The following is a 23,153-nucleotide window of genomic DNA, read 5'->3' on the forward strand; positions in this document are numbered from 1 at the left end:
CAGGTCAAGCGATACTACGTCTCACGCAGTCTCGGCCTCGGCGTGGCGGCAGACACGCCCGCCGGCCCAGGGCTGCGGCCGGGTCCGCACCCGTTCACCCGACGCCGCGGCCCGGCGCACCTCGAGCTGGAGGTACTGGTCCTGGGCGGCCTCGGCCACGGAGTACGGCGCCGGCGCCCCGCGCAGCACGTGGTCGGCCATGTCGGCCATGATGCGGGCGATCGACAGCTCGTCGTCGGGCAGGCGGGCCGGGCGGAACGCGTTGCGGTACCGCCACTCGCCATCGAGCGTGTAGCCGCGCAGGAACATGCCCTCGTGGCTGCCGGCCCCACCGGCGGCCACCCGCTCCAGCGTCGAGTGCCGGGGGAGGCCGTCGGCGCCGACGTGGCGCACGGCGTCGTCCCGCAGCTCCCCTCGCTCGCCGCGCACGAGCAACATGGGGGAGCGTACCCAGGAGCGGTACTGGACGTCGTCGAACTCGTAGGTGCCGAGCCGGCCGCCGAAGTCCAGCCACGCGGTCGCGTGCACCGTGTCGACGAGAGCGAGGTCGTCGGGGTCGCCGGCGCGGCTCGGGCTCGGCAGCACCCGCCGTGTGTCGCGCCGGGCGGTGACCTCGGCGTCCTCGAACGTGACGCCCAGCGCCCGCCGCAGCACGCTGATGCCGTGGTAGTCGTGCGCGACGGCGACGTGCGCGTCGGTCACCGCGCCCAGCAGCCCGGAGGCCGCGACGGCGAGCTGCGCGCCGATCAGCGGCTCCAGGTGGTACTGCTCGGCGACGTGCACGCAGGCGCCGTCGTCCACGAGCCGTTGGAGTGCCATGAGCTCCTCGACGGTGCCGGCGGCGGGCGTCTCCGTCAGGACGGGGACGCCTGCCGCGGCGAGGTCGCGGATCACCGGCTGGGCCGCGCCGGCGGGGAGCGTCAGCAGGACGAGGTCGGGGCGGCCGCCGGCGAGCAGCTCGGCCACCGTGGCGTAGGCGGGGGCGGGGAGCCCGGGCAGGCCCGCCGCCGGCAGGCCTCGCCCCGCCAGCTCCGCGCGGTCCGCCGCGTTGCGGGTGGCCACGCCCGCCACCTCGAACCGGTCCGGCAGCGCGTGCAGCACCCGCAGCATGGTGCGGGCGCGGAAGCCCGAGCCGACGATCCCGATCCTGGCCGTGCGGTCCTGTGACGTCACGAGGGCCGACGGTACGCGATCAGACCGCCGCGGCCACCGGTCCGTGCTGGTCGCGGTCCGCATCCTCGCGGCGACTGATCCGCCACCACGCGAAGAAGCCGAACAGGGTGAACAGGCCGTAGACCACGTACATCAGGGCGGTGGCCCAGTACCCGGCGGAGAACAGCAGGGGCACCCCCACGAGGTCGACCGCTACCCAGATCAGCCAGAACTCGACCCAGCCCTTGGCCATGCCGTACGTGGCGAGCACGGAGCCCATGAAGATCCAGGCGTCCGCCCAGACGGGCTCGTACGAGCCGAGGGTCCGGAAGAGCGGGGTGAGCAGCAGCGTGCCTGCCAGCATCCCGGTCACCAGGCCGACACGGGCCCGCCAGGACGCCCAGCGCGGGTGCACCGCCACCGTGCCGACGCCGCCCATCCGGCGCGTCTGGCGCCAGCGGTACCACCCGTAGACCGACACCGCGATGAACATGATCTGGCGGCCGGCCTGGCCCAGCATGTCGGCGCGCGACGTCTCGCCGAACCAGGAGCCCATGAAGACGGTGAAGAGCAGGATGTTCCCGACGATGCCCACGGGCCAGGCCCACACCTTGCGGCGCAGCCCGCCCAGTGCGGACGCCAGCCCGAACAGGTTGCCGATGACCTCGCGCCAGTAGATCTGCTGGTCGCCGACCAGGAAAGTCGCATCGTAGGCGGCGCGGAACCAGTCCATGTCTCTCTTCCCTCTTCCGAAAGTTCGCACAGGAACTCCGGGGTGAGGGCCGGCGCGCCACAAGGCACGCGCCGCACGTGCTTCCTCCCATCCGGACTTTAACCGTCGGTCCTGGAATCCCACCAGGTCAGCCGAGCCTCCCCCGAAGGAGCGACCCGGGTCGCGGACTGTCACCGCCGGCTCGGAATTTCACCGACCCCGGAGCACGTGTGCATCTGCTGCACGTCGACTAACGGAACACAGGATGCCACGGGGGCATTCCCGCGCGGATCAGACGAGCGCGTCCCGCACGGCACGGGCCACCTCGTCGGGTCCGGCCCCGCCCTCGACGACCGTGACGACCACGCGGCGGCCGGCCGGGGTGTCGCCGGCGGACAGCGGGTGGGCGGCGGTGCCGAGGACGGCGGCCCGCCGCAGGTCGGCGAACGCCTCCTCGAGCTCCGGCCGCAGCTCCAGGGACGGCGTGCGCAGCCAGCGCCGCAGGATCGCGTTGTGCACGGCGACGACGGACGCGGCGAACGCTATCGACGCCGTCGACGCCGAACGCTCCGGCGGCAGCGTGTCCTTGAGGTAGTGCGTGAACGCCCGCTCGTAGCGGTGCGTGGTGATGAGTTCCCGGTCGCGCAGGGCGGGAACCTGCTGCAGCAGGGCGTACCGGGCGAGCGAGGTCTCGCGCTGGCCCACATGGTGGTCGAACACCATGCGCGCGGCGCGGCACACCTCGAGGTACGGGTCCACGTCGGGGTCCCAGGCCCGGCCGAGGTCGTGCCCGGACTCCTCGCTGGCGCGGGCGTCGGGGCGGGTGGCGGCCAACATCACCACCACCTCCTCGAGGAGCAGCTCGTGGTCGGCGAAGACCACGTCCTCCTTCGAGCGGAAGCGGCGGAAGAACGTGGCACGGCTGACCTTGGCGGCGTCGGCTATCTCCTCGACGGTGGTTCCCTCGTACCCCTGCCGAGTGAACAGGTCCACCGCAGCGTCGACAGCCTGCGCATGCGTGTGGGTACGGACGGCGGTCATGCCAGGCAGGCTACCCCGTGCATGCCGAACCGCGTGAAGAGATCTTGAGCGATACCTGGTGTTCATGGTGCTAACTTTCTCGTCCTGACATCTTCCCCGCCCGGAGCCTGCGCAGGTAGCGCACCTCGCGCACGGCCGTCAGCAGGGCGAGACCACCAGGTACCGCTGCCCACGGGTGGCCGAGCACGACGCCGGCCAGGCACACCACAAAGATCACCCCACCGCCGACGACGGTGGCGAGACTTGCCCAACGGATCCCGGTCACGCATGTGAGCGTAGTCTGCTGTGCGTGACTGAGACCGCCGCCAAGCCCGTCGTCGACGTCTACGTCGACCCCATGTGCCCGTTCGCCTGGATCACCTCCCGCTGGGCGCTCGAGGTGGCCCAGCACCGGGACGTCCAGCTCACGTTCCGGCTCATGAGCCTGTACCTGCTGAACAAGGACAGGGACATCGAGGACGACTACCGGGCCCGCATCGAGCGCTCACGGGGGATCGGCCGCGTCGCGGCGGCCGTCCAGGCGCAGCACGGTCCCGACGCGTTCTCCGCCTTCTACACCGCGGCCGGAACCCGGATCCACGGCCAGCAGAACAAGGACTTCGACGCCGTCGCGGTCGAGGCGCTCGCCGAGGCCGGACTGCCCGCCGAGCTCGCCGCCGCGACGACGTCCGAGGAGCACGACGCGGCGCTCGCGGCCTCCCACGAGGCGGGCATGAAGCCGGTCGGCGACGACGTGGGCACGCCAACCCTCCATGTCGACGGGGTCGCGTTCTTCGGCCCGGTGCTGACGCGCATCCCGCGCGGCGAGGAGGCGGCGGCCCTGTTCGACGCCTCGGTGGCGCTGGCGAGGTACCCCTACTTCTACGAGCTGAAGCGCTCCCGCACCACGGACCCGGTCTTCGACTGACCCACGTGGCATCGTGTGGGTCATGACTCTTGACCTGCGTATCTTCACCGAGCCCCAGCAGGGTGCGACGTACGACGACCAGCTCGCGGTGGCACGGGCCACCGAGCAGCTCGGGTTCAGCGCGTTCTTCCGCTCCGACCACTACCTCGCCATGGGCGGTGACGGCCTGCCCGGCCCGACGGACGCATGGACCACGCTGGCCGGCCTCGCCCGCGACACCTCGACGGTGCGGCTCGGCACGCTCGTCTCCTCGGCGACGTTCCGCCACCCCGGCGTGCTCGCCATCCAGGTGGCGCAGGTGGACCAGATGTCCGGCGGCCGCGTCGAGCTGGGCCTCGGCACCGGCTGGTTCGCCGCCGAGCACAGCGCGTACGGCATCCCGTTCCCGGACAAGCGGTTCGGCATGCTGGAGGAGCAGCTCGCGGTCATCACGGGCCTGTGGAACACAGCGGTCGGGGAGACCTTCTCCTTCTCCGGCGAGCACTACCAGCTCACGGACTCGCCGGCCCTGCCGAAGCCGACGCAGCAGGCGATCCCCGTGCTCGTCGGGGGCGGCGGCCCGCGCCGTACGCCCGTCCTGGCCGCGCGGTACGGCACCGAGTACAACCAGGCCTTCCCGGAGCTCGACACGGTCGGCGCGCGCGTGAAGGTGATCGAGAAGGCGATGTCCGACGCCGGCCGGGCGCCCGGGTCGATGGTGCAGTCGGTCGCCCTCGTGGCCGCCGTCGGGCAGGACGAGGCCGAGTTCACCAGGCGAGCCGCCGCGATCGGTCGCGAGCCCGGCGAGCTGCGCGAGCACGGCATCGCGGGGACCGTCAGCGAGGTGGTGGACCGGCTCAAGGTCCTGGAGGCGGACGGTATCCAGCGGGTCTACCTGCAGATCCTCGACCTGGCGGACCTCGACCACCTCGACTTGATCGCCCGCGAGGTGGTGCCGCAGCTCGGCTGACGACGCGGCGGGGGCGCGACGGCGAGCGGGGTGCGGAATTGCACCCAGCGCAGGCAGCGTGGAGGGATCTTTCCTAGGGTCGTGTCGGCCGCTCCCGCGACACACCCCAGGAGAACTCCGTGCAGAGCTTTTCTCGTGCCCTCCGCGCCGCCCTCGCGGCGACCGCGCTCACCGCGGGGACCTTCGTGGCCGTCCCGTCAGCCACCGCCGACGGCTTCGAGCGCGGGCCCGATCCGACCGAGGAGAGCATCGAGGCTCCTCGTGGCACGTTCGAGATCGGGGTCGACGTGATCTCTCGTGCGGACGCGGAAGGGTTCGGCGGAGGCACCGTCTACTACCCGACCGACACCTCCGAGGGCACCTTCGGCGCCGTCGCCATCTCCCCGGGCTACCGGTCCTCGCAGGCGTCCATCGCCTGGCTCGGTCCGCGGCTGGCCTCGCAGGGGTTCGTCATCATCACCATCGACACGATCCGGCCCGCCGACTCTCCCCAGCGCCGCGGTGAGCAGCTGCTCGCGGCGCTGGACCACCTGCGCGGCTCGGAGGTGGCGGACCGGATCGACCCCGAGCGGCTCGCCGTGATGGGGCACTCGATGGGCGGCGGCGGCAGCCTGGAGGCCGCCAAGGACGACCCGGCGCTGCGTGCGGTCATCCCGATGACCCCGTGGAGCTCGGACAGGACCTTCCCGGAGGTCTCCGCACCGACCCTGATCGTCGGGGCGGAGGACGACCGGGTGGCGCGGGTGGTGTCGTACGCCGAGCCGATCTACGAGTCGCTGCCCACGGACGGCGACAAGGCTTACCTGGAGCTGCGCGACGCGTCACACTCCGCCCCGAGCTCGCCCGACACCACGATCGCCCGGTACGGCCTGTCCTGGCTGAAGCGGTACGTGGACGACGACGAGCGGTACGCGCGGTTCCTCTGCCCGGCGCCGGCCGTGGACAGCGAGCTGAGCGAGGTCCGCACCACCTGCGAATAGGATCGCGCGACACTCCCGTTGCGAGATCAAGGACAGACACATGCGAATCGGCTGGCAGCTGCACGGTGATGGATCCCGCATCACCCCCGGCGAGGTGGTCGCCCCCGACGAGCGGCTGAGCTGGCCGCGCACCGTCGGGATCGGCCTGCAGCACATCGTCGCGATGTTCGGCGCCACCTTCCTGGTGCCGATCCTCACGGGGTTCGACCCCGCGACCACGCTGTTCTTCTCCGCGCTGGGCACGATCGTGTTCCTGCTGATCACGGGCAACAAGCTGCCGAGCTACCTGGGGTCGAGCTTTGCGTTCATCGCACCGATCCTTGCCGCCACGGCGTCGGGCGGGCAGTCGGTGGCGATGGGTGGCATCCTCGTCACCGGCGTGCTCCTGGCGCTGGTCGGCGTGGCGGTGCACTTCGCGGGGCCACGCTGGATCCAGGTCGCGATGCCGCCGGTGGTCACGGGTGTGATCGTGGCGCTCATCGGGCTCAACCTGGCGCCGGTGGCGTGGGGCACGTGTGACGAGGGCGGAGCTTGCTCCGGCTTCCAGGCCTCTCCGGTGACGGCGGTGATCACCCTGGCCTCGATCATCCTGATCCAGGTGCTGTTCCGGGGGCTCGTCGGACGGCTGGCGATCCTGCTCGGCGTCGTCATCGGGTACGTCGTTGCCACGGTGCGCGGCGAGGTCGACCTCTCGCAGGTCGGGCAGGCCGACTGGTTCGGCCTGCCGCACTTCGTCGCACCGTCGTTCGACCCCGGTGTGCTCGGTCTGTTCCTCCCGGTGGTCCTGGTGCTCATCGCGGAGAACGTAGGGCACGTGAAGTCGGTGGCCGCGATGACCGGCCGCAACTACGACCGGCTGACCGGCCGGGCGCTCCTGGCCGACGGCGTCGCGACCACCCTCGCCGGCCTCGGCGGCGGATCGGGCACCACCACGTACGCCGAGAACATCGGCGTCATGGCCGCGTCCAGGGTGTACTCGACGGCGGCCTACTGGGTGGCCGCGGCCGGCGCCCTGGTGCTCAGCCTCTCGCCGAAGTTCGGCGCGCTGATCGCCTCGGTTCCGCAGGGGGTGCTGGGCGGTGTCACGACCATGCTCTACGGGATGATCGGAATCCTGGGCGCGCGCATCTGGGTGCAGGGCAAGGTCAACTTCTCGGACCCGGTGAACCTGACGACCGCCGCCGTGCCGCTCATCATCGGCATCGCCGACTACACCTGGACGGCCGGCGCCCTGCAGTTCGGCGGCATCGCGCTCGGCACCGCCGCCGCCCTGGTGATCTACCACGTCATGGGTGCGATCGGCCGCTGGCGCGGCACCGCGGAGGCCTGATCCGCCGGTCTGGACACCGGGCTGAACGCGTGGTTAGCATGTTGAACATGCGTTCAGCCAAGGCTCCGGACGGCCAGGCTCCGGACGAGCGGTCGGCCGACGCGGACCGTACCGCCCGCGCCCGGATCCGGGACGCCGCGGTCCTCCGGTTCGCGATGGAGGGGTTCGGCGCCTCGGTGCGCGCCATCGCGTCCGACGCCGGCGTGAGCGCCGGGCTCGTGATGCACCACTTCGGGTCCAAGGAGAAGCTGCGCGCCGAGTGCGACGCGCACCTGCTGGCCACGATCCGCCGGCTCAAGCGCGAGAACGTGGCCGACGCGGCCGCGGGCCAGAGCTTCTTCCACAAGTTCGCCTCCGCCGAGGAGAACGCGCCCGTCGTCGGCTACGTCCTGCGGTCGATGCAGGACGGCAGCGCGCTGGCCCGCGAGTTCATCGACCACATGGTGGCCGACGCCGTGGACTACACCCGCGAGGGCGTCGCGGCGGGCGTCATCGTGCCCAGCCGGGACGAGGCGGCGCGGGCCCGCTACCTCACGCTCTCCGCCCTCGGTGCGCTGCTGCTCGAGGTGACGCTCAGCCCGCCGGCTGACCCGGCCGACCTCGGGACCCTCGTCCGCGACTACCTCGCGAACAGCTACCTGCCGATGATGGAGCTGTTCTCGGAGGGCTTTCTCACGTCCCGGCGGATGCTGGACGACTACCTCCTGTACGTGTCGGATCCGCCGTCGCCCGACGAGGCGGTGCCCGCGCCTGCTCCAGGCTGACCGGTACGCGCCGGTCGAACGAGCGCTGCCCTGCCACGTCCCCTTCCGACGTCAGAGAGCGAGCGAGCCATGACCGTGTCACCAGCGATCGAGATCCACGACCTGCACAAGTCCTTCGGCAGGGTCCAGGCCCTTGCCGGGCTGCGCCTGACCGTCCAGCCCGGCGAGGTCGCCGGGTTCCTCGGCCCCAACGGGGCCGGCAAGTCCACCGCCATCCGCGTGCTGCTGGGGCTGCTGCGCGCGGACTCCGGTACGGCCCGCCTGTTCGGCGGCGAGGCCTGGCGCGACGCCGTCGCCCTGCACCGGCGCCTCGCCTACGTGCCGGGCGACGTCAGCCTGTGGCCCAACCTGACCGGCGGAGAGGCCATCGACTTCCTCGGCCGGCTGCGCGGCAAGGTCGACCGGCGGCGCAAGGCCGAGCTCCTCGAACGGTTCGACCTCGACCCCACCAAGAAGGCCCGCACCTACTCCAAGGGCAACCGGCAGAAGGTCGCCCTCGTGGCGGCCTTCGCCATGGACGTGGACCTGCTGATCCTCGACGAGCCCACGTCGGGCCTCGACCCGCTCATGGAGGCCGTCTTCACCGAGCACGTGCGCGAAGCCGCGGGACAGGGCACGTCCGTGCTGCTCAGCAGCCACATCCTGCACGAGGTCGAGAAGGTCTGCGACACCGTGACGATCATCCGCAACGGGGTGTCGGTGGAGTCGGGCACCCTCGACGAGCTGCGTCACCTGACCCGCTCGAACGTGACAGCGGTGGTCGCGGGCGACCCGTCCGGCGTCGGGCGGCTCGCCGGGATCCACAACCTCACCGCCACCCCCGCCGACGGCGGCACACGCCTCACCTTCGACGTCGACGACGCACAGGTCGGCGCCACCATGTCCGAGCTGGCCGCGCTCGGGCTGCGCAGCCTCACCGCGGCGCCGCCGTCGCTCGAGGAGCTCTTCATGCGCCACTACGGGGACGCGCTCCCCAGCGTCGCGGACGCACTGCCCGGCGACGCGCCCACGAACGGCGCGGCCCAGGCGGCCAGCGGAACAGCGGGTGCGCGGTGACCGCCGTCACGGCGGCACCCGCCGCCGTGCCGCTGTCGTCCGGGACGACGCTGACCGGGACGGGCCGGCTCGTCCGGTTCATGCTGCGCCGCGACCGGGTGCGCCTCAGCGTGTGGACCCTGTCCGTCGTGGCCTTCTACGCCTACTTCGCCGTCGCTCTCGACGCGATGGGCACCCAGGCCCGCACCGCGCGAGCGCTCGTGATGGAGAGCCCTGCGGGCATCGTCATGGCGGGCCCCGGCTACGGCATCGAGGACTACACCGTCGGCGTCGCGATCGCCAACGAGGGAATCACCTGGGTGGTCCTGGCACTGGGCATCATGAGCGTGCTGCACGTGGTGCGCCACACCCGCGCCGAGGAGGAGAGCAGCCGGTCCGAGCTCGTGCGAGCCGCCCCCGTCGGCCGGCACGCGCCGGCGGTCGCCGCCCTCGTCACGCTGCTCGTGGTGAACGCCGTCATCGCCGTGGTCTCGGCGCTCGCGCTCTACGGCGCGAGCGGGGGAGAGCTGCCGCTCACGGACTCGTTCGGCCTCACCGTCGGGTCGGGCCTCGCGGCCATGGTGTTCGGGGCCGTCGCCGTGGTGGCATGCCAGATCACCGAGCACGGTCGCGGCGCGACGGGTATCGGCCTCGCCGCCTACGGCCTGGCGCTCGTGCTCCGCTCCGCCGGGGACATCCAGGAACGACACGGCAGCCTCCTGTCCTGGCTCTCCCCGATCGGCTGGGCGCAGCAGATGCGGCCCTTCGTGGACCTGCGCTGGTGGCCCACCGCTCTCTCGGTCGCGGCGATCCTCCTGCTGCTGGTGCTGGCGGCGGTCCTCGCGTCCCGGCGCGACTTCGGGGGCGGGCTCGTCGCCACCCGTGGCGGCCGGGCCGACGCCCCGGCGAGCCTGCGGAGCCCGCTCGCCCTGGCCTGGCGCCAGCAGCGGTCGGCGTTCGGCTGGACCGCCCTCGGGATGGCCCTGCTGTGGTACGCCACGGGCACCCTCCTGCCCGAGATCATGGAGATGGGGGCCTCCGGTGCCGCGGACAACGAGATCTTCGCGGCGGTGTTCGGCGGTAGCGACCCGGCGGTGTTCCGCGACGGGTTCCTGACCGTCATGCTGCTCTTCGCCGCCCTGACCTGCACCGCCTACGCGATCGTCATGTCGGCCCGCGCCAAGGGGGAGGAAGAGGCGGGCCGCGCCGAGGTGCTGCTCGCGCTGTCGGTGTCGCGCTCGCGCTGGCTCGGCGCCCACCTCGTCGTCGTGGGGCTCAGCACGGTGGCCCTCATCGCGGTGAGCGTCTATGCGGTGTGGGCCGGAGCCGTCCAGGTCGGTATGTCGGAACCCGGACTCGGCGCGTACACCGACGTGTTCTGGACCTATTCCGTGGCGGTCCTGGTGTACCTGGGCCTCGCCGCGGCGCTGTACGCATGGGCGCCGCGCTTCACCTCCGCCGCGTGGCTGCTGCTCGTGTACTCGTTCGTGGTCGGCATGTTCGGTGAGGTCTTCGACCTGCCCTCCGGTGCCGAGGCACTCTCCCCGCTGGACTGGCTCCCCGCGGGATTCGGCGAGTCGCCCGAGGCCGCCCACATGGTCGGTCTCGCCGGGGTGGCCGGCGTGCTGCTCGTGCTCGCGTTCGTGGGATTCCGGCGGCGGGACCTGCAGAGCAGCTGACCACGCCGGGCGGAGGGCGGCTGTCTTCCGCACCCTCCGTCCGGTAGGGTTCGGGGCGCCGTTCGGTGTCAGCAGGCTGGTTCTCACCGCCGCCCCCGACCGTGCCCCGCCGAGTCCAGTGAGGATGGACCGATGATCTTCAAGGCCGTAGGAGACGGCCGCCCGTACCCCGAGCACGGGCGTTCGCGCACCCGCGACTGGGTCGACGTGCCCCCGCGCCAGGTTCGCCTGGACGAGCTCGTGACCACCAAGCGCACCCTCGACCTCGATAACCTCCTCGCGGAGGACTCCACGTTCTACGGCGACCTGTTCGCGCACGTCGTCGAGTACGAGGGCACCCTGTACCTCGAGGACGGCCTGCACCGTGCCGTGCGGGCCGCCCTGCAACAACGTCCGGTGCTGCACGCTCGCGTGCTCACGATCCGCTGACCTCAGGTAGGTTCGACGAGTGACAACCCCCGGGTACGACCAGGCGCGTGTGGAGCGTCGTCGCCGAGAGCACGAGCGCCAGGCCGTGGTCTTCGGCGTGCTCATCGCGTTCCTGGCGGTCTGTGGCATCTTCGCGCTCGCCGTGTACTCGGGCGCCATCAGCTCACCGTTCAACCGGCCGTTCACCACGGTGGGCGCGTCGGCGCAGAAGACGTATCCGGTGCCCTGCCTGCCCGCGGTGGACGGCCAGCCGGACGGCGCCCTCCCGATCGCGTTCACGGAGATCGAGGTTCGGCTGCTCAACGCATCGGAGGAGTCCGGGCTGGCCGGTGCGCACGAGTCGGTCCTGGCGGAGCGCGGTTTCTCCATCCTGGAGAAGGGCAACGTACCGCTGATGCTCCAGGAGTCGGAGATCCGGTTCGGCGTCAACGGTGTGGTGCAGGCGTACACGCTCGCCGCGCACTTCCCGGCGATGCGGCTGGTTCTCGACGACAGGGGTGGCGAAGCGATCGATCTGCTCATCGGCCAGGACTTCGACCCGCCCCTCGACGTAGGGGCCGTCGACGTGGCGGCGGACCAGCCGCTGCGGAACGCCGAGGGCTGTGTGCCGATCGACTCGATCGAGCCGGAGCAGCGGCTCATGCCGACCTCCGATGACGACGAGGCCGCGGTACGACCCGCGAAGTGACGTGGCGCCGGTCACCCGCCGTCGTGCGTGACCGCTCGCTGACGTAGGGGTCCCGGCAGGCTCGGAGGTCGAGCCTGCCGAGACTTCTCACGGCGTCAGGCCGCCGACGACGCCTGCGCGCGACGTGCGGTCAGCGCGCGCCCCACCAGGTGGTCCACGCTCCAGGCGCCGGGGCCGGTGGCCGCGAGCACGAGCGCGCCGGCGCCGAGCGCCGCGACGAGCTCGAAGCCGCCCTGGTCCACGAACACGCCGTTGCCGAGGTGCACCAGGACGAGCGCGCCGAGCATGTTCAGCATGACGAGGAGTCCGACCACGGGCGTGGCGGCGCCGAGGATCAGTGCGGCACCCCCGACCAGCTCGACGACGGCGGCGAAGAGCGCGGCGGCCTCGGGGACGGGGATGCCCATCCCCGCGAAGGAGTCGACGGTCCCGGGCAGGCCGAAGGTGAAGAACTTCTGGGCGCCGTGCGCGACGAGCACCGCGCCGATCGCGACGCGGGCGACGAGTACGGCGAGGTCCTTGGTCCACGGAAACTTCATGGGTAACTCCCGGTGTTGTGCTGGCTGGTAGGGCGGGGCTGGGGGTGAATCAAGTTGTCGCTTCAACTATCGCGGGGCACGCTAGCACGGCAAGGTTGCGGTCCAAGCCGGACATCAGGGAGCATTCCGGACGGTCGACCGTGTGAAGGTCGCCGAGCTCGTGATGGCATTCCCGCTGCGCACCAGGCGTGCGGGTGACGAAAGGAACGCGATGAGCACGACGTGCTACGTCCTCGACGGGAAGCACCTGAAGGTCGTCGACAGTGACAAGTTCGTGAACGAGGAGGTGCCCGTGCACCGGATCGTCCTGACGAACGGTGACGTGCACCTGGTCGAGCGCCGCGAGATCGACATCGAGGTCTCCGGGCAGAAGGACGGCGTCCTCGTGCTGACGGGCGGTGGCCAGTCGCTGCGCTCCTACGGGTCCTGGGTCTACGTGGACAGCGTGCCGTACTCGCGTACCGGGTCGTTCAGCGTCTGACCCGGCGAACGGCAAGAGGCCCGGAACCGTTGACACTCCAACGGTTCCGGGCCTCTTCTGACTGCGGAGGATGGGGGATTCGAACCCCCGAGGGCGTTAACCCAACACGCTTTCCAAGCGTGCGCCATAGGCCACTAGGCGAATCCTCCTCGCGCACACACCAGGGCGGGCGCACGGCCACCAGACCGGAGTCTGGCGCGGCCTGACGAGGATACCGGACGGCGTGCTCGGACAACGAATCGGAGCGCGGTGTGGCGTTGTGAGGTGGCGTACAGGGGGTTTCGCGTGGTTGGGACGGGGTGTCCTGATCGGTTAGGCTGGGGGCAGACCCCTCGTGCGGCACCACCTCGCCGAACTCCCCCAGGGCCGGAAGGCAGCAAGGGTAAGTGAGCTCTGGTGGGTGTGCGGGGGGTCCTTCATTTCCCGGATTCTGGCCACTCTCCACCATGTGGACGCGCTTTCGTCCGGATCGTGGGATTCTCCCCGAGGGAATTCGCTTCGACGTCGTGCAGTGCCGCACGATGTCCGTATGACCCGCACCTGGACCGCAGCCACGACGTCGCGCACCCGCCGCGCCGTCATGTGTGGCGGCCCCGTGCGCGGCGGGCGAATGTGCGAGCGCTGACCGCGCCGCACGCTCCCGCGGTCCGCTGAGGACCGCCCCGCACCGTCCCGCGAGCTCGCCACGTTGCTGATGGCCGTGGCCCGCCGCCGTCATACCTCCGTCTGCCGCCAGACGTAGCCCCAGCCCTGAGCACCGGCATCCTCCTGCCCGTGCGTCCCGAGAGGACCCCCATGTCTCGCATCACCGCTTTCCTGTCCACCGGCCTCGCCGCCGTCGCCGCCCTCTCGCTGAGCGCCTGCGGCGTCGGCGATGTCACCGCCGCCGCCGGTACCACCGAGGACCCGGTCCGCATCGGCGTCGTCAACACGGGCGACGCCTACTGGGACACGTTCACCGACCTGGCCGAGGAGGAGGGCATCACCGTCGAGCTCGTGAACTTCAGCGACTACCAGCTGCCCAACCAAGGTCTGACCGACGGCGACCTCGACCTGAACCAGTTCCAGCACCTGCAGTTCCTCGCGGGCTACAACACCGCCTCGGGTCAGGACCTCACGCCGATCGGCGCGACCGCCGTCTACCCGCTGGGCCTCTACTCGCAGTCGCACGGCAGTGTCGAGGAGATCCCGGAGGGCGGGGAGATCGCCATCCCCAACGACGACACGAACCAGGCCCGTGCGCTGCTCGTGCTGCAGGAGGCCGGCCTGATCGCCCTGCGTGACGGCGGGAGCGCGTTCTCCACGCCCGCCGACGTGCTCGAGGACGAGTCGCGCGTCTCCGTGACCCCGGTCGACGCCGCCCAGACGGCGCTCGCCCTGCAGGACGTCGACGCCTCGATCATCAACAACGACTTCGTGGGCGATGCAGGTCTGACCTCCGACGACGCGATCTTCTCCGACGACCCGGACTCCTCGGCGGCCGCGCCATACATCAACGTGTGGACCGCCCGCGCGGAGGACGCCGACAACGAGGTGTTCCAGCAGCTCATCGAGATCTACCACTCCCCGGAGGTCGAGAAGGGCGTGCTGGAGGCATCGGGTGACACCGGCGTCATCAAGGACAACTCGGCCGCCGAGCTGCAGGAGATCCTGGCCGGTATCGAGGCGGACGCTTCCTGATGCCTGCCGTGACCGGAGCTGCCACGAGCAGCATCGTGCGGTTCGAGGGCGCCTCCAAGGTGTTCCCGGGCCGACGGCGGGGCGCGGAGGTCCGTGCCGTCTCCGACGTCACCCTCGACATCCACGAGGGCGAGATCTTCGGTGTCATCGGGCAGTCAGGTGCCGGCAAGTCCACCCTGGTGCGCCTGATCAACGCGCTGGAGCGCACCACGGGCGGAGACGTGATCGTCGACGGCGTGGCGCTCGGTGCCCTGAACGAGTCCCGTCTGCGCCCGGTGCGCGCGGGGATCGGCATGGTGTTCCAGCAGTTCAACCTGCTCGCCTCCCGGACGGTCGCCGGGAACGTCGCCTACCCGCTCGAGGTGGCCGGCTGGTCGCGGTCGCGGCGCGAGGCGCGGGTGGCCGAGCTGCTCGACTTCGTCGGCCTGTCGGAGAAGGCGGGTGTGCACCCGTCCGCGCTGTCGGGCGGACAGAAGCAGCGGGTCGGTATCGCCCGGGCGCTCGCCACCAACCCGCGCATCCTGCTGGCCGACGAGGCGACGTCCGCCCTCGACCCCGAGACCACGCGCGACGTGCTGGACCTCCTCCAGCGCGTCAACCGTGAGCTCGGAGTCACCGTCGTCGTGATCACGCACGAGATGGACGTCGTGCGCTCGATCTGTCACCGCGTCGCCGTGATGGACAGTGGGCGCGTCGTCGAGGTGGGCCAGGCCTACCAGGTGTTCAGCGCGCCGGCCCACGACGTCACCCGGCGGTTCGTCGCGACCGCGCTGCGCGACCGGCCGTCGCCGGAGGTGCTGGAGCGCCTGCGTGCCCGGCACACCGGGCACATCGTGACGGTGGGCGTGGACGAGGTCGCCGGGTCGTCGGCGGTGCTCACCCGCACGCTCCGGGAGCACGGCGTCGACGGGACGGTCGTCTTCGGTGGCATCACCGAGGTCGCCGAGCGGCCGTACGGGTCGCTGACCGTCGAGCTCGTGGGTGACACCGTCGCCGTCGAGTCCGCCGTGGCTGCGCTGCGCGACGTCACCTGGGTGGACGACCACGGGAGGGCCGCGGCATGAGCGCTGACTGGGAGCGGCTGACACCGCTGTTGTGGGCAGCCGCGGGCGAGACCGCGTTCATGGTGCTGATCACCCTGCTCGTGGGCGGCTTTCTCGGGCTGGCGCTCGGCCTCGGGCTCTACCTGACCCGGCCCGGGAACCTGCTGGGCAACCGCGTCGTGTTCGCGGTGCTGAACATCGCCGTGAACGTGGTGCGGCCGGTGCCGTTCATCATCTTCCTGGTGGCGCTCGGCCCGCTGACCCGCGCGGTGATCGGCAAGACCATCGGTATCGAGGCGTTCACCTTCGCGATGTGCTTCATGGCGACGTTCGTCTTCGCACGGCTCGTGGAGCAGAACCTCGTCTCCATCGATCCCGGCGTGGTCGAGGCCGCCCGGGCCATGGGCGCGTCGCCCCTCCGGATCGTGCGGACGGTGCTGGTCCCCGAGGCGCTCGCCCCCCTGATCCTCGGGTACACGTTCCTGTTCGTCGGCGTGCTCGACATGTCGGCGATCGGTGGCTACCTGGGCGCCGGCGGCCTGGGCGACTTCGCGATCGTGCAGGGCTACCGCCAGTACGACTGGGCGGTGACCGCCGTCGTCGTGGTGATCATCGTGCTCATCGTCCAGGCGGTGCAGTGGCTCGGGAACTCGCTCGCGAGGCGCGCGCTGCGGCGGTGAGGTGCGGCGCGCCTCACACGTTCGTGAGGCGCCGCCAGCTCCGTATGACGGCGGCGGTCGCGAGCGGGCCGACCGCCGCCGCGAGCAGCAGGTGGGGGAGCCGGACCGCGACGGCGGCGTCGGCTCCGCCCAGGCCTGCCCACAGGGACGGCGCGGCGTAGGGGAACCACGGCCCGCCGCCGAGCAGCACCACGACCTGCGTGAGCGCGACCAGGCCGACCAGCGCGCCGATGGTGCCGAGCTGGCTGCGCGTCACGGTCGCCACCCAGGCGAACGGCAGCGCCAGGCCGCCGCCGAGGAGCCCCGCGACGACGGCGTCCCGAGCCCCGTCCCAGGCCGCGAAGACTTCGCCCGACGCCGTGGTGACGACTGCCGAGGCGGCCGTCGTCACGGCGACGGCCAGCACCACGCACGCCACGATCCAGGCCAGCGCGACCAGGCACTTCGCCAGGGCGATCGTGCCGCGCGGCACGGCGAGGCCGAACAGGGCACCGGCGGTCCCGTCCTCCAGCTCCCGGCCGAACGACCACGCCACGAAGAATCCGCCCGCCATCAGCGCGGCGACCGAGATGACCTGGGCGCACACCAGCAGGTGGGTCGTCGCGAGGTCGCCGAAGGCGTAGTCGGCGAGCTTGGCCGCCGTCGGGCCGACCGCCTGCGGTGACCTGGCGAGCGCCACCAGCCCGACGCTGCCGAGCGGCACCAGCACCACGAGCAGCGCGGTCGCGATGCGGGCGACGGCCGAACGGCGAAGCTTGAGCGCCTCGACGGCCAGCGCCGTGCCGAGCTGTGCGGCGGGCGTCATGTGTGGTGTCCGGGAGTCTTGGGGTGGGTCTCGGGGAGGGAGTCGGTGTGGGACTTGGGGTGGGGCTCGGTGTGGGGCCCTGCGTGGGCGCCGGCCGCCGCCCGCGTGTCGGCGTCGAGCACCATGGCGAAGAACCTCTGTTCCAGGTCGGTGCCGCCAGGCTCCAGCCGGCCGACGTCGCGCCCGCCGTGCAGCACGACTATCTCGTCGGCCACCCGCGCCACCTCGTCGAGGTGGTGGCTCGAGACGAGAACCGCGGCGCCGTCGTCGGCCAGCTCGCGCACGATCCCGCGTACCAGGACGACGCCCTGCGGGTCCAGGGCGCTGGTGGGCTCGTCAAGGATGAGCGCCGCGGGTCGATGGATGGTCGCGCAGGCGATCCCGAGGCGCTGCCGGTTGCCCGTCGAGAGCGCGCCGGCCCGGGCATGGCGCCACGCGTCCAGTCCCATCCGCCCGACGGCGGCGCTCGCCGCGGGCGCCGCCGTGTGCCGCGACCGACCGTGCAGCCTGGCGGCGCAGCGAAGGTTCTCCGTCACGGTCAGCTCCGGGTAGACCAGGGGCGTGCCGACCACGTGGCCGAACCGCCCGGCGACGTCGAGGGGCAGGTCGGCGGGGTCGTGGCCGAGGATCCGGGCCGTGCCGCGGGTGGGGCGCAGGCGTCCGGCCAGCGCGCGGAGCGCCGTCGTCTTGCCGGCGCCGTTGAGCCCGACCAGGGCGGTGACGCGGCCGGGCCGGACGCTGAGGGTGAGGTGCTCGAGGGCGACCCGACCGCCGAAGTGGTGCGAGAGGTCGTCGAGCAGGAGCGCGTTCACGAGACCACCGGCGCGAGCTGCGCGAGGGCGCGGCGGACCAGGGCGGCGAGCGTGACGTCGTTCGGGGCAGCGCCCCAGGCCAGCAACGCCGCGGTGGTCGCGGCAAGGCACGCGGAGGCGGCGATGGCGGCGTCCAGCGGATCGACACCGTCGGCGACGAGCCGCTCGGCGATGGCGTCACGGGTGACCTCGGTGCCGATCGTCACGGCGGCGCGGAGCGAGGGGGACCGCGCGACCAGGGCCACCCGACGTCTGGCCGTCGCGTCCTCGGTGGGCGTGATGTCGCCGAGCGCGGCGAGCAGGCCGAGGCGCGTGCGCTCCAGGGGCGGGAGGTCGGCGGGCTGGGCGCCGACGGCCTCGGCGATGAGGGGGTCGTACGGGTCGGTGACGAGGACGGCGTCCTTCGTGGGGAAGTGCCGGAAGAACGTCATCGGGGTGATGCCCGCCGCGGCGGCGATCTGGTTCACGGTCGTGGCGTCGTAGCCCTGACGCTCGAAGAGGTCGAGCGCGGCATCGAGGATGCGGGCCCGGGTACGGAGGGTGCGGGATGTGACCACTCCAAAATGTTAGTGACTAACATTATGGGATGGCAAGAGTCGCGCGGGATGAGGCGTCACCAGGCCGATGAGGTTTGTCAGGCGGCGTGCCGCACGGGCTCGACGTACCGCCCGGGTCGGAGGATCGCTGTGCTGCGGGGTGCGCTTCGGCCTGCGGTGCGAGTGCGGGTGCGGGTCGTGGACGGGCGGGCCGGTCGCGGCGGAGGCGGTGCGACCGACCGGTAGCTGTGCCCGGTCGGCGTGGTGGTGACGACGACGTGGCGACCGCTGGCCTGGTCGGTGCCCGCGGTCGAACGCCAGCCGGGGGTGTCCTTGGCCAGGTTGCAGGCAGCGCAGAGCCCTTGCCCGTTGGACAGGCTCGTGTCGCCGCCCTCGGCAGCCGGCCGGACGTGGTCGAGGTGGCGGATCGGTGCGTCGCACCACGAGGTGCGGCAGGTGCCCTGGTCCCTGATCCGCAGCAGGTCGGCCAGCCCGTCGGCGAAGAACCGGCGCTTGCTGGTCGTGCCGATCAGATCACCGTTCGTGGCGGCGTAGATGGTCCGCAGCCAGGCCGCGCCGCGGTCGAGTGCGCCGGCCACGAGGGTGCGTGCCACGGTTGCCGGGACGGTGCCGTGGCCGACGCCGGTGCCGTCCAGGACGACCGCGGGCTCGTGGCCCCCGCCCAGCAGGGAGGTGTCCGACACGATCAGGTTCACCGTGACCGGTATGTCGGCCGCGTGCTCCTGGCCGGTGGCCCGTTCGACGAGCGTGTCGGCCATGATCTGGCCGGTGGACCGCTCGTCGCCGCCCGTGTGCCGGGCCGACTCCGCCGCGATCCTCAGGGCGGCGTAGACCTGGACGCCCTGTGCCACGGGCAGCAGTGCGGTCACGTAGGCCATGGCATCCGGCGCAGGCCGGATGGACACGCACCGTTCGGTCACCGCCTTCGCGGCGCGCTCGACCAGGGCGGCAGGGTCGATCTCGTTGGCGTGCGTCCTGATCAGCCCGACGAGCCGGCGCGTGCCGACCCCGTCCAGGGTGGCCGGGTCGGCGCACAGGTCGGCGTCGAGGCGCTCGCGGTCCTCCACGCTGAGGCAGGCGGTCTCCTTGACCAGGAGCAGCGCGCGTTCCTCCGACAGGCGACCCTCCCGCAGGGCGGCCAGCGTGTGCGGCATCTCGTCGTGCCAGACCCGGGCCGCGCCCAGCAGTGTCCGGGTCCGGTGCGGTGAGAGGCGTAGCGCGCGGGCGGCCTGCTGGACCGTGCTCGCGGTCGCGTCGCGTTCGGCGGACTTCACGGTGACCGGGATCTGCCTGCCGGCCGAGTCGTGGTGCCCGGCCGGGTCGGCGGCATGTTCGCGGGCGGCCCGTAGTGCGTCGCCGTGCAGCTCGACCAGCACCTGGGCCTGCACCGCAGCACAGGCCGCCTTGACCTCCTCCAGGGCGCGCAGGGTGTCGATCCGGGCCGGGTTGTCGGCGGGCTTGGCCGCCGTCAGGAGCCAGGCATGCAGGGTCGCGATCCACTCCGCGCCGACATCCCCGAGGATCGGTGCCGGATCGGCCTGGGTGGTGTCGGTGGCGAATGGCACGCTCGGTGCCGAGCGCAGGGCAGGGCTGATGTCGCGCATGTCCGGCCACCTCCCTCATCGTCTGGTTCTAACGCCATCTTATGGCACAACCGTTCGATCCGCCCGCCGAATCCAGACCTGTGGACGGCCGTCCTCCGAGTGTCGGTGAGGCCGTCTATCGTTGCGGGGGTGAGCACCGCCCTATACCGCCGCTACAGGCCCGAGACGTTCGCCGAGGTGATCGGCCAGGACCACGTCACGGGCCCCCTCATGCAGGCTCTGCGCAGCGGGAGGGTGAACCACGCCTATCTCTTCAGCGGCCCGCGTGGCTGTGGAAAGACGACGTCGGCCCGGATCCTCGCGCGCACGCTGAACTGCGCGAGGAACACGCCCGAGTCGCCGATCGACACCCCGTGCGGTGAGTGCCCCTCGTGCGTCGAGCTGGCGCGCGGCGGCTCCGGCTCGCTCGATGTGGTGGAGATCGACGCGGCGTCGCACAACGGCGTGGACGACGCGCGTGACCTGCGCGAGCGCGCCACCTTTGCGCCCGCGCGGGACCGGTACAAGATCTTCATCCTCGACGAGGCGCACATGGTGACGCCGCAGGGCTTCAACGCGCTGCTCAAGATCGTCGAGGAGCCTCCGCCGCACATCAAGTTCATCTTCGCGACCACGGAGCCGGACAAGGTGATCGGGACCATCCGGTCGCGGACGCACCACTACCCGTTCCGGCTGGTGCCGCCGGACGTGCTGTCCCCGTACCTCGAGCTGCTCTGCGGTTCCGAGGGGATCGAGGTGGGCGGCGGAGTGCTCCCGCTGGTCACCCGGGCGGGTGGCGGCTCGGTGCGCGACTCCCTGTCCGTGATGGACCAGCTCATCGCCGGAGCCACGGGAGGCGTCGTCGACTACGACCTCGCCGTGGGCCTGCTCGGCTTCACGCACGCGACGCTGCTGGACGACGTCGTGGACGCACTCGCCGCGCGTGACGGTGGATCGATCTTCCGGGTCGTGGACCAGATCATCGCGACGGGGCACGAGCCCCGCCGGTTCGTCGAGGACGTTCTGGAACGCCTGCGCGACCTCATCGTCATCGGCGTCTCGGGGGACGCCGCCAGTGCCGTCCTGCGCGGCATCCCGAGTGACCAGCTCGACCGCATGCGCGCCCAGGCCGGTCGCCTCGGTGTGGCGGAGCTCTCCCGCGCCGCCGATCTCGTGAACGCGGCGCTCACCGAGATGACCGGGGCCACGTCCCCGCGCCTGCATCTCGAGCTGCTCTGCGCCCGGCTGCTCCTGCCAGGGGCCGACGACGGCGCAGCGGGTCTCGCCGCACGCATCGACCGGCTCGAACGGGGCGGTGTGGTGGCCTCCGGGCCGCCGGCGGCGTCGTCCGGCACGGGTGGGGACGCGATGCCTGACCGCACCCAGGCCGGGGAACCGGCGACGGGCGGACTCGCCGGGGCCGCTGCCGCGCGCGCCGTGCTCGACGCGCGCAAGAAGCGAGGGGAGCAGGGCCAGGCGCCGGCCGCCCGGGAACCCGCATCGGCGGCACCCGCTCCGGCGGCACCCGCTCCGGCGGCACCCGCTCCGGCGGCGCCGGAAGCGGCTCGCCCTCCCGCCGAGCCGACCCCGGCTGCTCCCGTCGAGCCGACCCCGGCTGCTCCGGAACAGGCCCCGGCCGCCTCTGGTTCCGCGCCTGCCGTCCCCGAGTCGGCACCTCCTGCTCCGGGCCCGGCGTCAGCCGCCCCCGGCCCAGTCTCGGCGACCCCAGGCCGGGAATCCGCCGCGTCGGAGTCGGAGCCCGTCACGGAACAGGCGCCCACGGCCGCGTCCCAGGGCACCGAACCCGGAGTCACGACGGAGACGGTCCGGCGGCGCTGGCCGGAGGTGCTCGGTGCGCTCGCGGCCGCCCGGGTCACATGGTCGCTGGTGGGGCCGAACGCGCAGGTCGCAGCGCTCGAGGGCAACACGCTGAAGCTGGGCTTCGCCGCTCCCGGCCTGGCCCGCACGTTCTCGAACGCGCGGCACACCAGCGCCGTCGAAGAGGCGGTCTATCAGACGCTCGGTATTCGCGTCCGGGTCGAGGCGACCCTTGACGAGGGGCCTGCCGGTGGCGGCGGGCCCTCCGGCGGCGGTGCCTCGGGTGGTGGCGCCTCCGGTGGCGGTGCTCCTGGTGGCGGTGTCTCAGGTGCAGGACCCTCGGGCGGCGGTGTGGCCCCTGCGTCGGGCGAGCCCCGGCGCGAGACACCGGCGCCGGCGGCCTCCCCGGCATCCGACTGGCCCGACGTGCCTCCGCCGGGCGGGGGTGCGTCGGCGGCGGTGCCGTCCGCTTCCGTCGACCAGACGCCCGGCACGGGCGCGGCAGCGGTGGCCGTGCCGACCGGCAGGCCTACCGCCGCCCCGTCGGCGATGGCGCCGGCGCCGGCGCACGGGAGCGTCGCGGTCGCCGAACGTCCTGAGCCCTCCCGGCCAGAGCCGACCGGCCCGGAGTCGGGCCGCCCGGAACCAGTGCGGCCGTCGGGTGCCCGTCCGCCGTCCGCGGCGAGCGCTGCCGACGAGGCGTGGCTCTCCGGAGCCGCCACAGCCGAGCCTCCTGCCGACTACGACATGCCCGAGCCCGAGCCGGTCTACGAGGATCCGGTTCCGGACCACGCGAGGCCGCCCATGTCGGGGGCCGGTAGCGCACGGGAGGCGCTGCGGCAGGCGAACGAACGCCGGGCGCGTGCGGCGAACGGTCCTGCGGAACCGCGAGGAGGGGCCGCGGCGCCGGTGAGCGCACCCACGACGCCAGGGCCGGGTGACGAGTCCGACTACTACGACGAGCCGTCCGCCGACGACCCGGACATCGCGTCGGCGGGCATGGTCGGCGTGCCGCTCGTGGTGCAGGTGCTGGGTGGAACGGTGATCGAAGAGATCGTGGACCAGGCGTGAGCGCGGACGGCGCGATCACGACGCTCCGCATCGTCGCGGCGGTCGTCGAACGGGCGGACGGGCGGCACCTGCTCGTCCGCAAACGGGGAACGCACGCCTTCATGCAGGTGGGCGGCAAGATCGAGCCCGGTGAAGAGCCGCTGGCGGCACTGCTGCGGGAGTTCGAGGAGGAGGTCGGGGTGCGGCTCGAGCCGGCCGACGTCGAGAGCCTCGGCCGGTTCGGGGCTCCTGCCGCGAACGAGCCCGACCACGTCGTCGACGCCCACGCCTACCGGGTACGCCTGCGGCCGGGCACCGAGGTCGCCGTGCGGGCAGAGCTCGAGGAGCTCGTGTGGATCGATCCTGCCGACCCGATCGCGAGCTGTCCCCTCGCACCGCTGTCGCGGGACCTGCTGACCGCAGCGGGGCACTGACGGCG

Annotated in this window: 24 protein-coding genes, 1 tRNA gene, 1 other RNA gene and 1 riboswitch; of the genes, 16 read left to right on the forward strand and 10 right to left on the reverse strand. The window is 72.2% G+C overall.

What is annotated here, in order from left to right:
- Window positions 1-21 precede the first annotated feature (21 nt).
- The 4 genes from ACYVK7_RS04015 to ACYVK7_RS04030 form a co-directional block, all read right to left on the reverse strand.
- Entirely contained in the window at window positions 22-1,173 is a 1,152-nt protein-coding gene (locus ACYVK7_RS04015) for a Gfo/Idh/MocA family protein (RefSeq protein WP_460886393.1), read from the reverse strand.
- Between the two features lie 19 nt (window positions 1,174-1,192).
- Window positions 1,193-1,885, reverse strand: a complete 693-nt coding sequence (pnuC, locus tag ACYVK7_RS04020; protein ID WP_460886394.1) for a nicotinamide riboside transporter PnuC — start codon at window positions 1,883-1,885, stop codon at window positions 1,193-1,195.
- A gap of 73 nt (window positions 1,886-1,958) precedes the next feature.
- Window positions 1,959-2,096, reverse strand: a riboswitch (FMN riboswitch).
- A gap of 59 nt (window positions 2,097-2,155) precedes the next feature.
- Complete coding sequence (locus tag ACYVK7_RS04025) at window positions 2,156-2,905, reverse strand: TetR/AcrR family transcriptional regulator (protein ID WP_460886395.1); 750 nt, start codon at window positions 2,903-2,905, stop codon at window positions 2,156-2,158.
- Between the two features lie 70 nt (window positions 2,906-2,975).
- The gene (locus ACYVK7_RS04030; RefSeq protein ID WP_460886396.1) at window positions 2,976-3,170 is read right to left on the reverse strand and encodes a hypothetical protein; all 195 of its coding nucleotides are present in this window, start codon (window positions 3,168-3,170) and stop codon (window positions 2,976-2,978) included.
- 24 nt (window positions 3,171-3,194) lie between these two features.
- On the opposite strand from ACYVK7_RS04030, the gene ACYVK7_RS04035 reads away from it, so the two are divergent.
- The 9 genes from ACYVK7_RS04035 (at window position 3,195) to ACYVK7_RS04075 (ending at window position 11,666) form a co-directional block, all read left to right on the forward strand.
- Complete coding sequence (locus ACYVK7_RS04035; protein ID WP_460886397.1) at window positions 3,195-3,812, forward strand: DsbA family protein; 618 nt, start codon at window positions 3,195-3,197, stop codon at window positions 3,810-3,812.
- Window positions 3,813-3,834: 22 nt separating this feature from the next.
- Entirely contained in the window at window positions 3,835-4,761 is a 927-nt protein-coding gene (locus tag ACYVK7_RS04040; protein WP_460886398.1) for an LLM class F420-dependent oxidoreductase, read from the forward strand.
- 119 nt (window positions 4,762-4,880) lie between these two features.
- The gene (locus ACYVK7_RS04045) at window positions 4,881-5,741 is read left to right on the forward strand and encodes a poly(ethylene terephthalate) hydrolase family protein (RefSeq protein ID WP_460886399.1); all 861 of its coding nucleotides are present in this window, start codon (window positions 4,881-4,883) and stop codon (window positions 5,739-5,741) included.
- Window positions 5,742-5,781: 40 nt separating this feature from the next.
- Window positions 5,782-7,071, forward strand: a complete 1,290-nt coding sequence (locus ACYVK7_RS04050; RefSeq protein ID WP_460886400.1) for a uracil-xanthine permease family protein — start codon at window positions 5,782-5,784, stop codon at window positions 7,069-7,071.
- 47 nt (window positions 7,072-7,118) lie between these two features.
- Window positions 7,119-7,835, forward strand: coding sequence for a TetR family transcriptional regulator (locus ACYVK7_RS04055; RefSeq protein WP_460886401.1), 717 nt, complete (start codon window positions 7,119-7,121; stop codon window positions 7,833-7,835).
- A 69-nt stretch (window positions 7,836-7,904) separates the two neighbouring features.
- The gene (locus ACYVK7_RS04060; protein WP_460886402.1) at window positions 7,905-8,891 is read left to right on the forward strand and encodes an ABC transporter ATP-binding protein; all 987 of its coding nucleotides are present in this window, start codon (window positions 7,905-7,907) and stop codon (window positions 8,889-8,891) included.
- Window positions 8,888-10,549, forward strand: a complete 1,662-nt coding sequence (locus ACYVK7_RS04065; protein WP_460886403.1) for an ABC transporter permease — start codon at window positions 8,888-8,890, stop codon at window positions 10,547-10,549. The genes ACYVK7_RS04060 and ACYVK7_RS04065 overlap by 4 nt, the downstream gene beginning before the upstream one ends.
- Before the next feature lie 132 nt (window positions 10,550-10,681).
- Window positions 10,682-10,978, forward strand: coding sequence for a type II toxin-antitoxin system VapB family antitoxin (locus ACYVK7_RS04070; RefSeq protein ID WP_460886404.1), 297 nt, complete (start codon window positions 10,682-10,684; stop codon window positions 10,976-10,978).
- 19 nt (window positions 10,979-10,997) lie between these two features.
- Window positions 10,998-11,666 carry a LytR C-terminal domain-containing protein gene (locus ACYVK7_RS04075; RefSeq protein WP_460886405.1) on the forward strand — a complete coding sequence of 223 codons (669 nt, stop codon included), beginning with the start codon at window positions 10,998-11,000 and terminating at the stop codon, window positions 11,664-11,666.
- 95 nt (window positions 11,667-11,761) lie between these two features.
- Here ACYVK7_RS04075 and ACYVK7_RS04080 read toward each other — a convergent pair whose 3' ends face one another.
- Window positions 11,762-12,205: a DoxX family protein gene (locus tag ACYVK7_RS04080; protein ID WP_460886406.1), complete on the reverse strand. Its 444-nt coding sequence runs from the start codon at window positions 12,203-12,205 to the stop codon at window positions 11,762-11,764.
- Window positions 12,206-12,416: 211 nt separating this feature from the next.
- Between ACYVK7_RS04080 and ACYVK7_RS04085 the strand changes: the two genes are divergently transcribed.
- Window positions 12,417-12,686 carry a hypothetical protein gene (locus tag ACYVK7_RS04085; protein ID WP_460886407.1) on the forward strand — a complete coding sequence of 90 codons (270 nt, stop codon included), beginning with the start codon at window positions 12,417-12,419 and terminating at the stop codon, window positions 12,684-12,686.
- Between the two features lie 64 nt (window positions 12,687-12,750).
- On the opposite strand, the gene ACYVK7_RS04090 is transcribed toward ACYVK7_RS04085, so the two are convergent.
- Window positions 12,751-12,835: transfer RNA gene (locus ACYVK7_RS04090), tRNA-Ser, on the reverse strand.
- Between the two features lie 174 nt (window positions 12,836-13,009).
- On the opposite strand from ACYVK7_RS04090, the gene ffs reads away from it, so the two are divergent.
- The 4 genes from ffs (at window position 13,010) to ACYVK7_RS04110 (ending at window position 16,089) form a co-directional block, all read left to right on the forward strand.
- Window positions 13,010-13,106: signal recognition particle sRNA small type (gene ffs, locus ACYVK7_RS04095), an RNA gene on the forward strand.
- Between the two features lie 375 nt (window positions 13,107-13,481).
- A complete protein-coding gene (locus ACYVK7_RS04100) occupies window positions 13,482-14,366 on the forward strand; it encodes a MetQ/NlpA family ABC transporter substrate-binding protein (protein WP_460886408.1) in 885 nt (294 codons plus the stop codon).
- Entirely contained in the window at window positions 14,366-15,430 is a 1,065-nt protein-coding gene (locus ACYVK7_RS04105) for a methionine ABC transporter ATP-binding protein (protein WP_460886409.1), read from the forward strand. The genes ACYVK7_RS04100 and ACYVK7_RS04105 overlap by 1 nt, the downstream gene beginning before the upstream one ends.
- A complete protein-coding gene (locus ACYVK7_RS04110; protein ID WP_460886410.1) occupies window positions 15,427-16,089 on the forward strand; it encodes a methionine ABC transporter permease in 663 nt (220 codons plus the stop codon). Before ACYVK7_RS04105 ends, ACYVK7_RS04110 begins: the two co-directional genes overlap by 4 nt.
- A gap of 13 nt (window positions 16,090-16,102) precedes the next feature.
- Here ACYVK7_RS04110 and ACYVK7_RS04115 read toward each other — a convergent pair whose 3' ends face one another.
- The 4 genes from ACYVK7_RS04115 to ACYVK7_RS04130 form a co-directional block, all read right to left on the reverse strand.
- Window positions 16,103-16,894: an ABC transporter permease gene (locus tag ACYVK7_RS04115; RefSeq protein ID WP_460886411.1), complete on the reverse strand. Its 792-nt coding sequence runs from the start codon at window positions 16,892-16,894 to the stop codon at window positions 16,103-16,105.
- Entirely contained in the window at window positions 16,891-17,706 is an 816-nt protein-coding gene (locus tag ACYVK7_RS04120; protein WP_460886412.1) for an ABC transporter ATP-binding protein, read from the reverse strand. The genes ACYVK7_RS04115 and ACYVK7_RS04120 overlap by 4 nt, the downstream gene beginning before the upstream one ends.
- Entirely contained in the window at window positions 17,703-18,263 is a 561-nt protein-coding gene (locus ACYVK7_RS04125; protein ID WP_460886413.1) for a TetR/AcrR family transcriptional regulator, read from the reverse strand. The genes ACYVK7_RS04120 and ACYVK7_RS04125 overlap by 4 nt, the downstream gene beginning before the upstream one ends.
- A gap of 77 nt (window positions 18,264-18,340) precedes the next feature.
- The gene (locus ACYVK7_RS04130; RefSeq protein WP_460886414.1) at window positions 18,341-19,867 is read right to left on the reverse strand and encodes an HNH endonuclease; all 1,527 of its coding nucleotides are present in this window, start codon (window positions 19,865-19,867) and stop codon (window positions 18,341-18,343) included.
- Window positions 19,868-19,996: 129 nt separating this feature from the next.
- Between ACYVK7_RS04130 and ACYVK7_RS04135 the strand changes: the two genes are divergently transcribed.
- On the forward strand, window positions 19,997-22,735 hold the full coding sequence (locus ACYVK7_RS04135) for a DNA polymerase III subunit gamma and tau (RefSeq protein WP_460886415.1): 2,739 nt from the start codon (window positions 19,997-19,999) through the stop codon (window positions 22,733-22,735).
- Window positions 22,732-23,148, forward strand: coding sequence for an NUDIX hydrolase (locus ACYVK7_RS04140; protein ID WP_460886416.1), 417 nt, complete (start codon window positions 22,732-22,734; stop codon window positions 23,146-23,148). Before ACYVK7_RS04135 ends, ACYVK7_RS04140 begins: the two co-directional genes overlap by 4 nt.
- Window positions 23,149-23,153 lie beyond the last annotated feature (5 nt).

Source organism: Promicromonospora xylanilytica (assembly GCF_054782895.1).

Coding starts and splice junctions, on each gene's coding strand:
- ACYVK7_RS04080 (WP_460886406.1), bottom strand. CDS start 12,205: ATGAAGTTTCCGTGGACCAAGGACCTCGCCGTACTCGTCGCCCGCGTC.
- ACYVK7_RS04110 (WP_460886410.1), top strand. CDS start 15,427: ATGAGCGCTGACTGGGAGCGGCTGACACCGCTGTTGTGGGCAGCCGCG.
- ACYVK7_RS04115 (WP_460886411.1), bottom strand. CDS start 16,894: ATGACGCCCGCCGCACAGCTCGGCACGGCGCTGGCCGTCGAGGCGCTC.
- ACYVK7_RS04100 (WP_460886408.1), top strand. CDS start 13,482: ATGTCTCGCATCACCGCTTTCCTGTCCACCGGCCTCGCCGCCGTCGCC.
- ACYVK7_RS04085 (WP_460886407.1), top strand. CDS start 12,417: ATGAGCACGACGTGCTACGTCCTCGACGGGAAGCACCTGAAGGTCGTC.
- ACYVK7_RS04025 (WP_460886395.1), bottom strand. CDS start 2,905: ATGACCGCCGTCCGTACCCACACGCATGCGCAGGCTGTCGACGCTGCG.
- ACYVK7_RS04060 (WP_460886402.1), top strand. CDS start 7,905: ATGACCGTGTCACCAGCGATCGAGATCCACGACCTGCACAAGTCCTTC.
- ACYVK7_RS04050 (WP_460886400.1), top strand. CDS start 5,782: ATGCGAATCGGCTGGCAGCTGCACGGTGATGGATCCCGCATCACCCCC.
- ACYVK7_RS04130 (WP_460886414.1), bottom strand. CDS start 19,867: ATGCGCGACATCAGCCCTGCCCTGCGCTCGGCACCGAGCGTGCCATTC.
- ACYVK7_RS04040 (WP_460886398.1), top strand. CDS start 3,835: ATGACTCTTGACCTGCGTATCTTCACCGAGCCCCAGCAGGGTGCGACG.
- pnuC (WP_460886394.1), bottom strand. CDS start 1,885: ATGGACTGGTTCCGCGCCGCCTACGATGCGACTTTCCTGGTCGGCGAC.
- ACYVK7_RS04070 (WP_460886404.1), top strand. CDS start 10,682: ATGATCTTCAAGGCCGTAGGAGACGGCCGCCCGTACCCCGAGCACGGG.
- ACYVK7_RS04105 (WP_460886409.1), top strand. CDS start 14,366: ATGCCTGCCGTGACCGGAGCTGCCACGAGCAGCATCGTGCGGTTCGAG.
- ACYVK7_RS04055 (WP_460886401.1), top strand. CDS start 7,119: ATGCGTTCAGCCAAGGCTCCGGACGGCCAGGCTCCGGACGAGCGGTCG.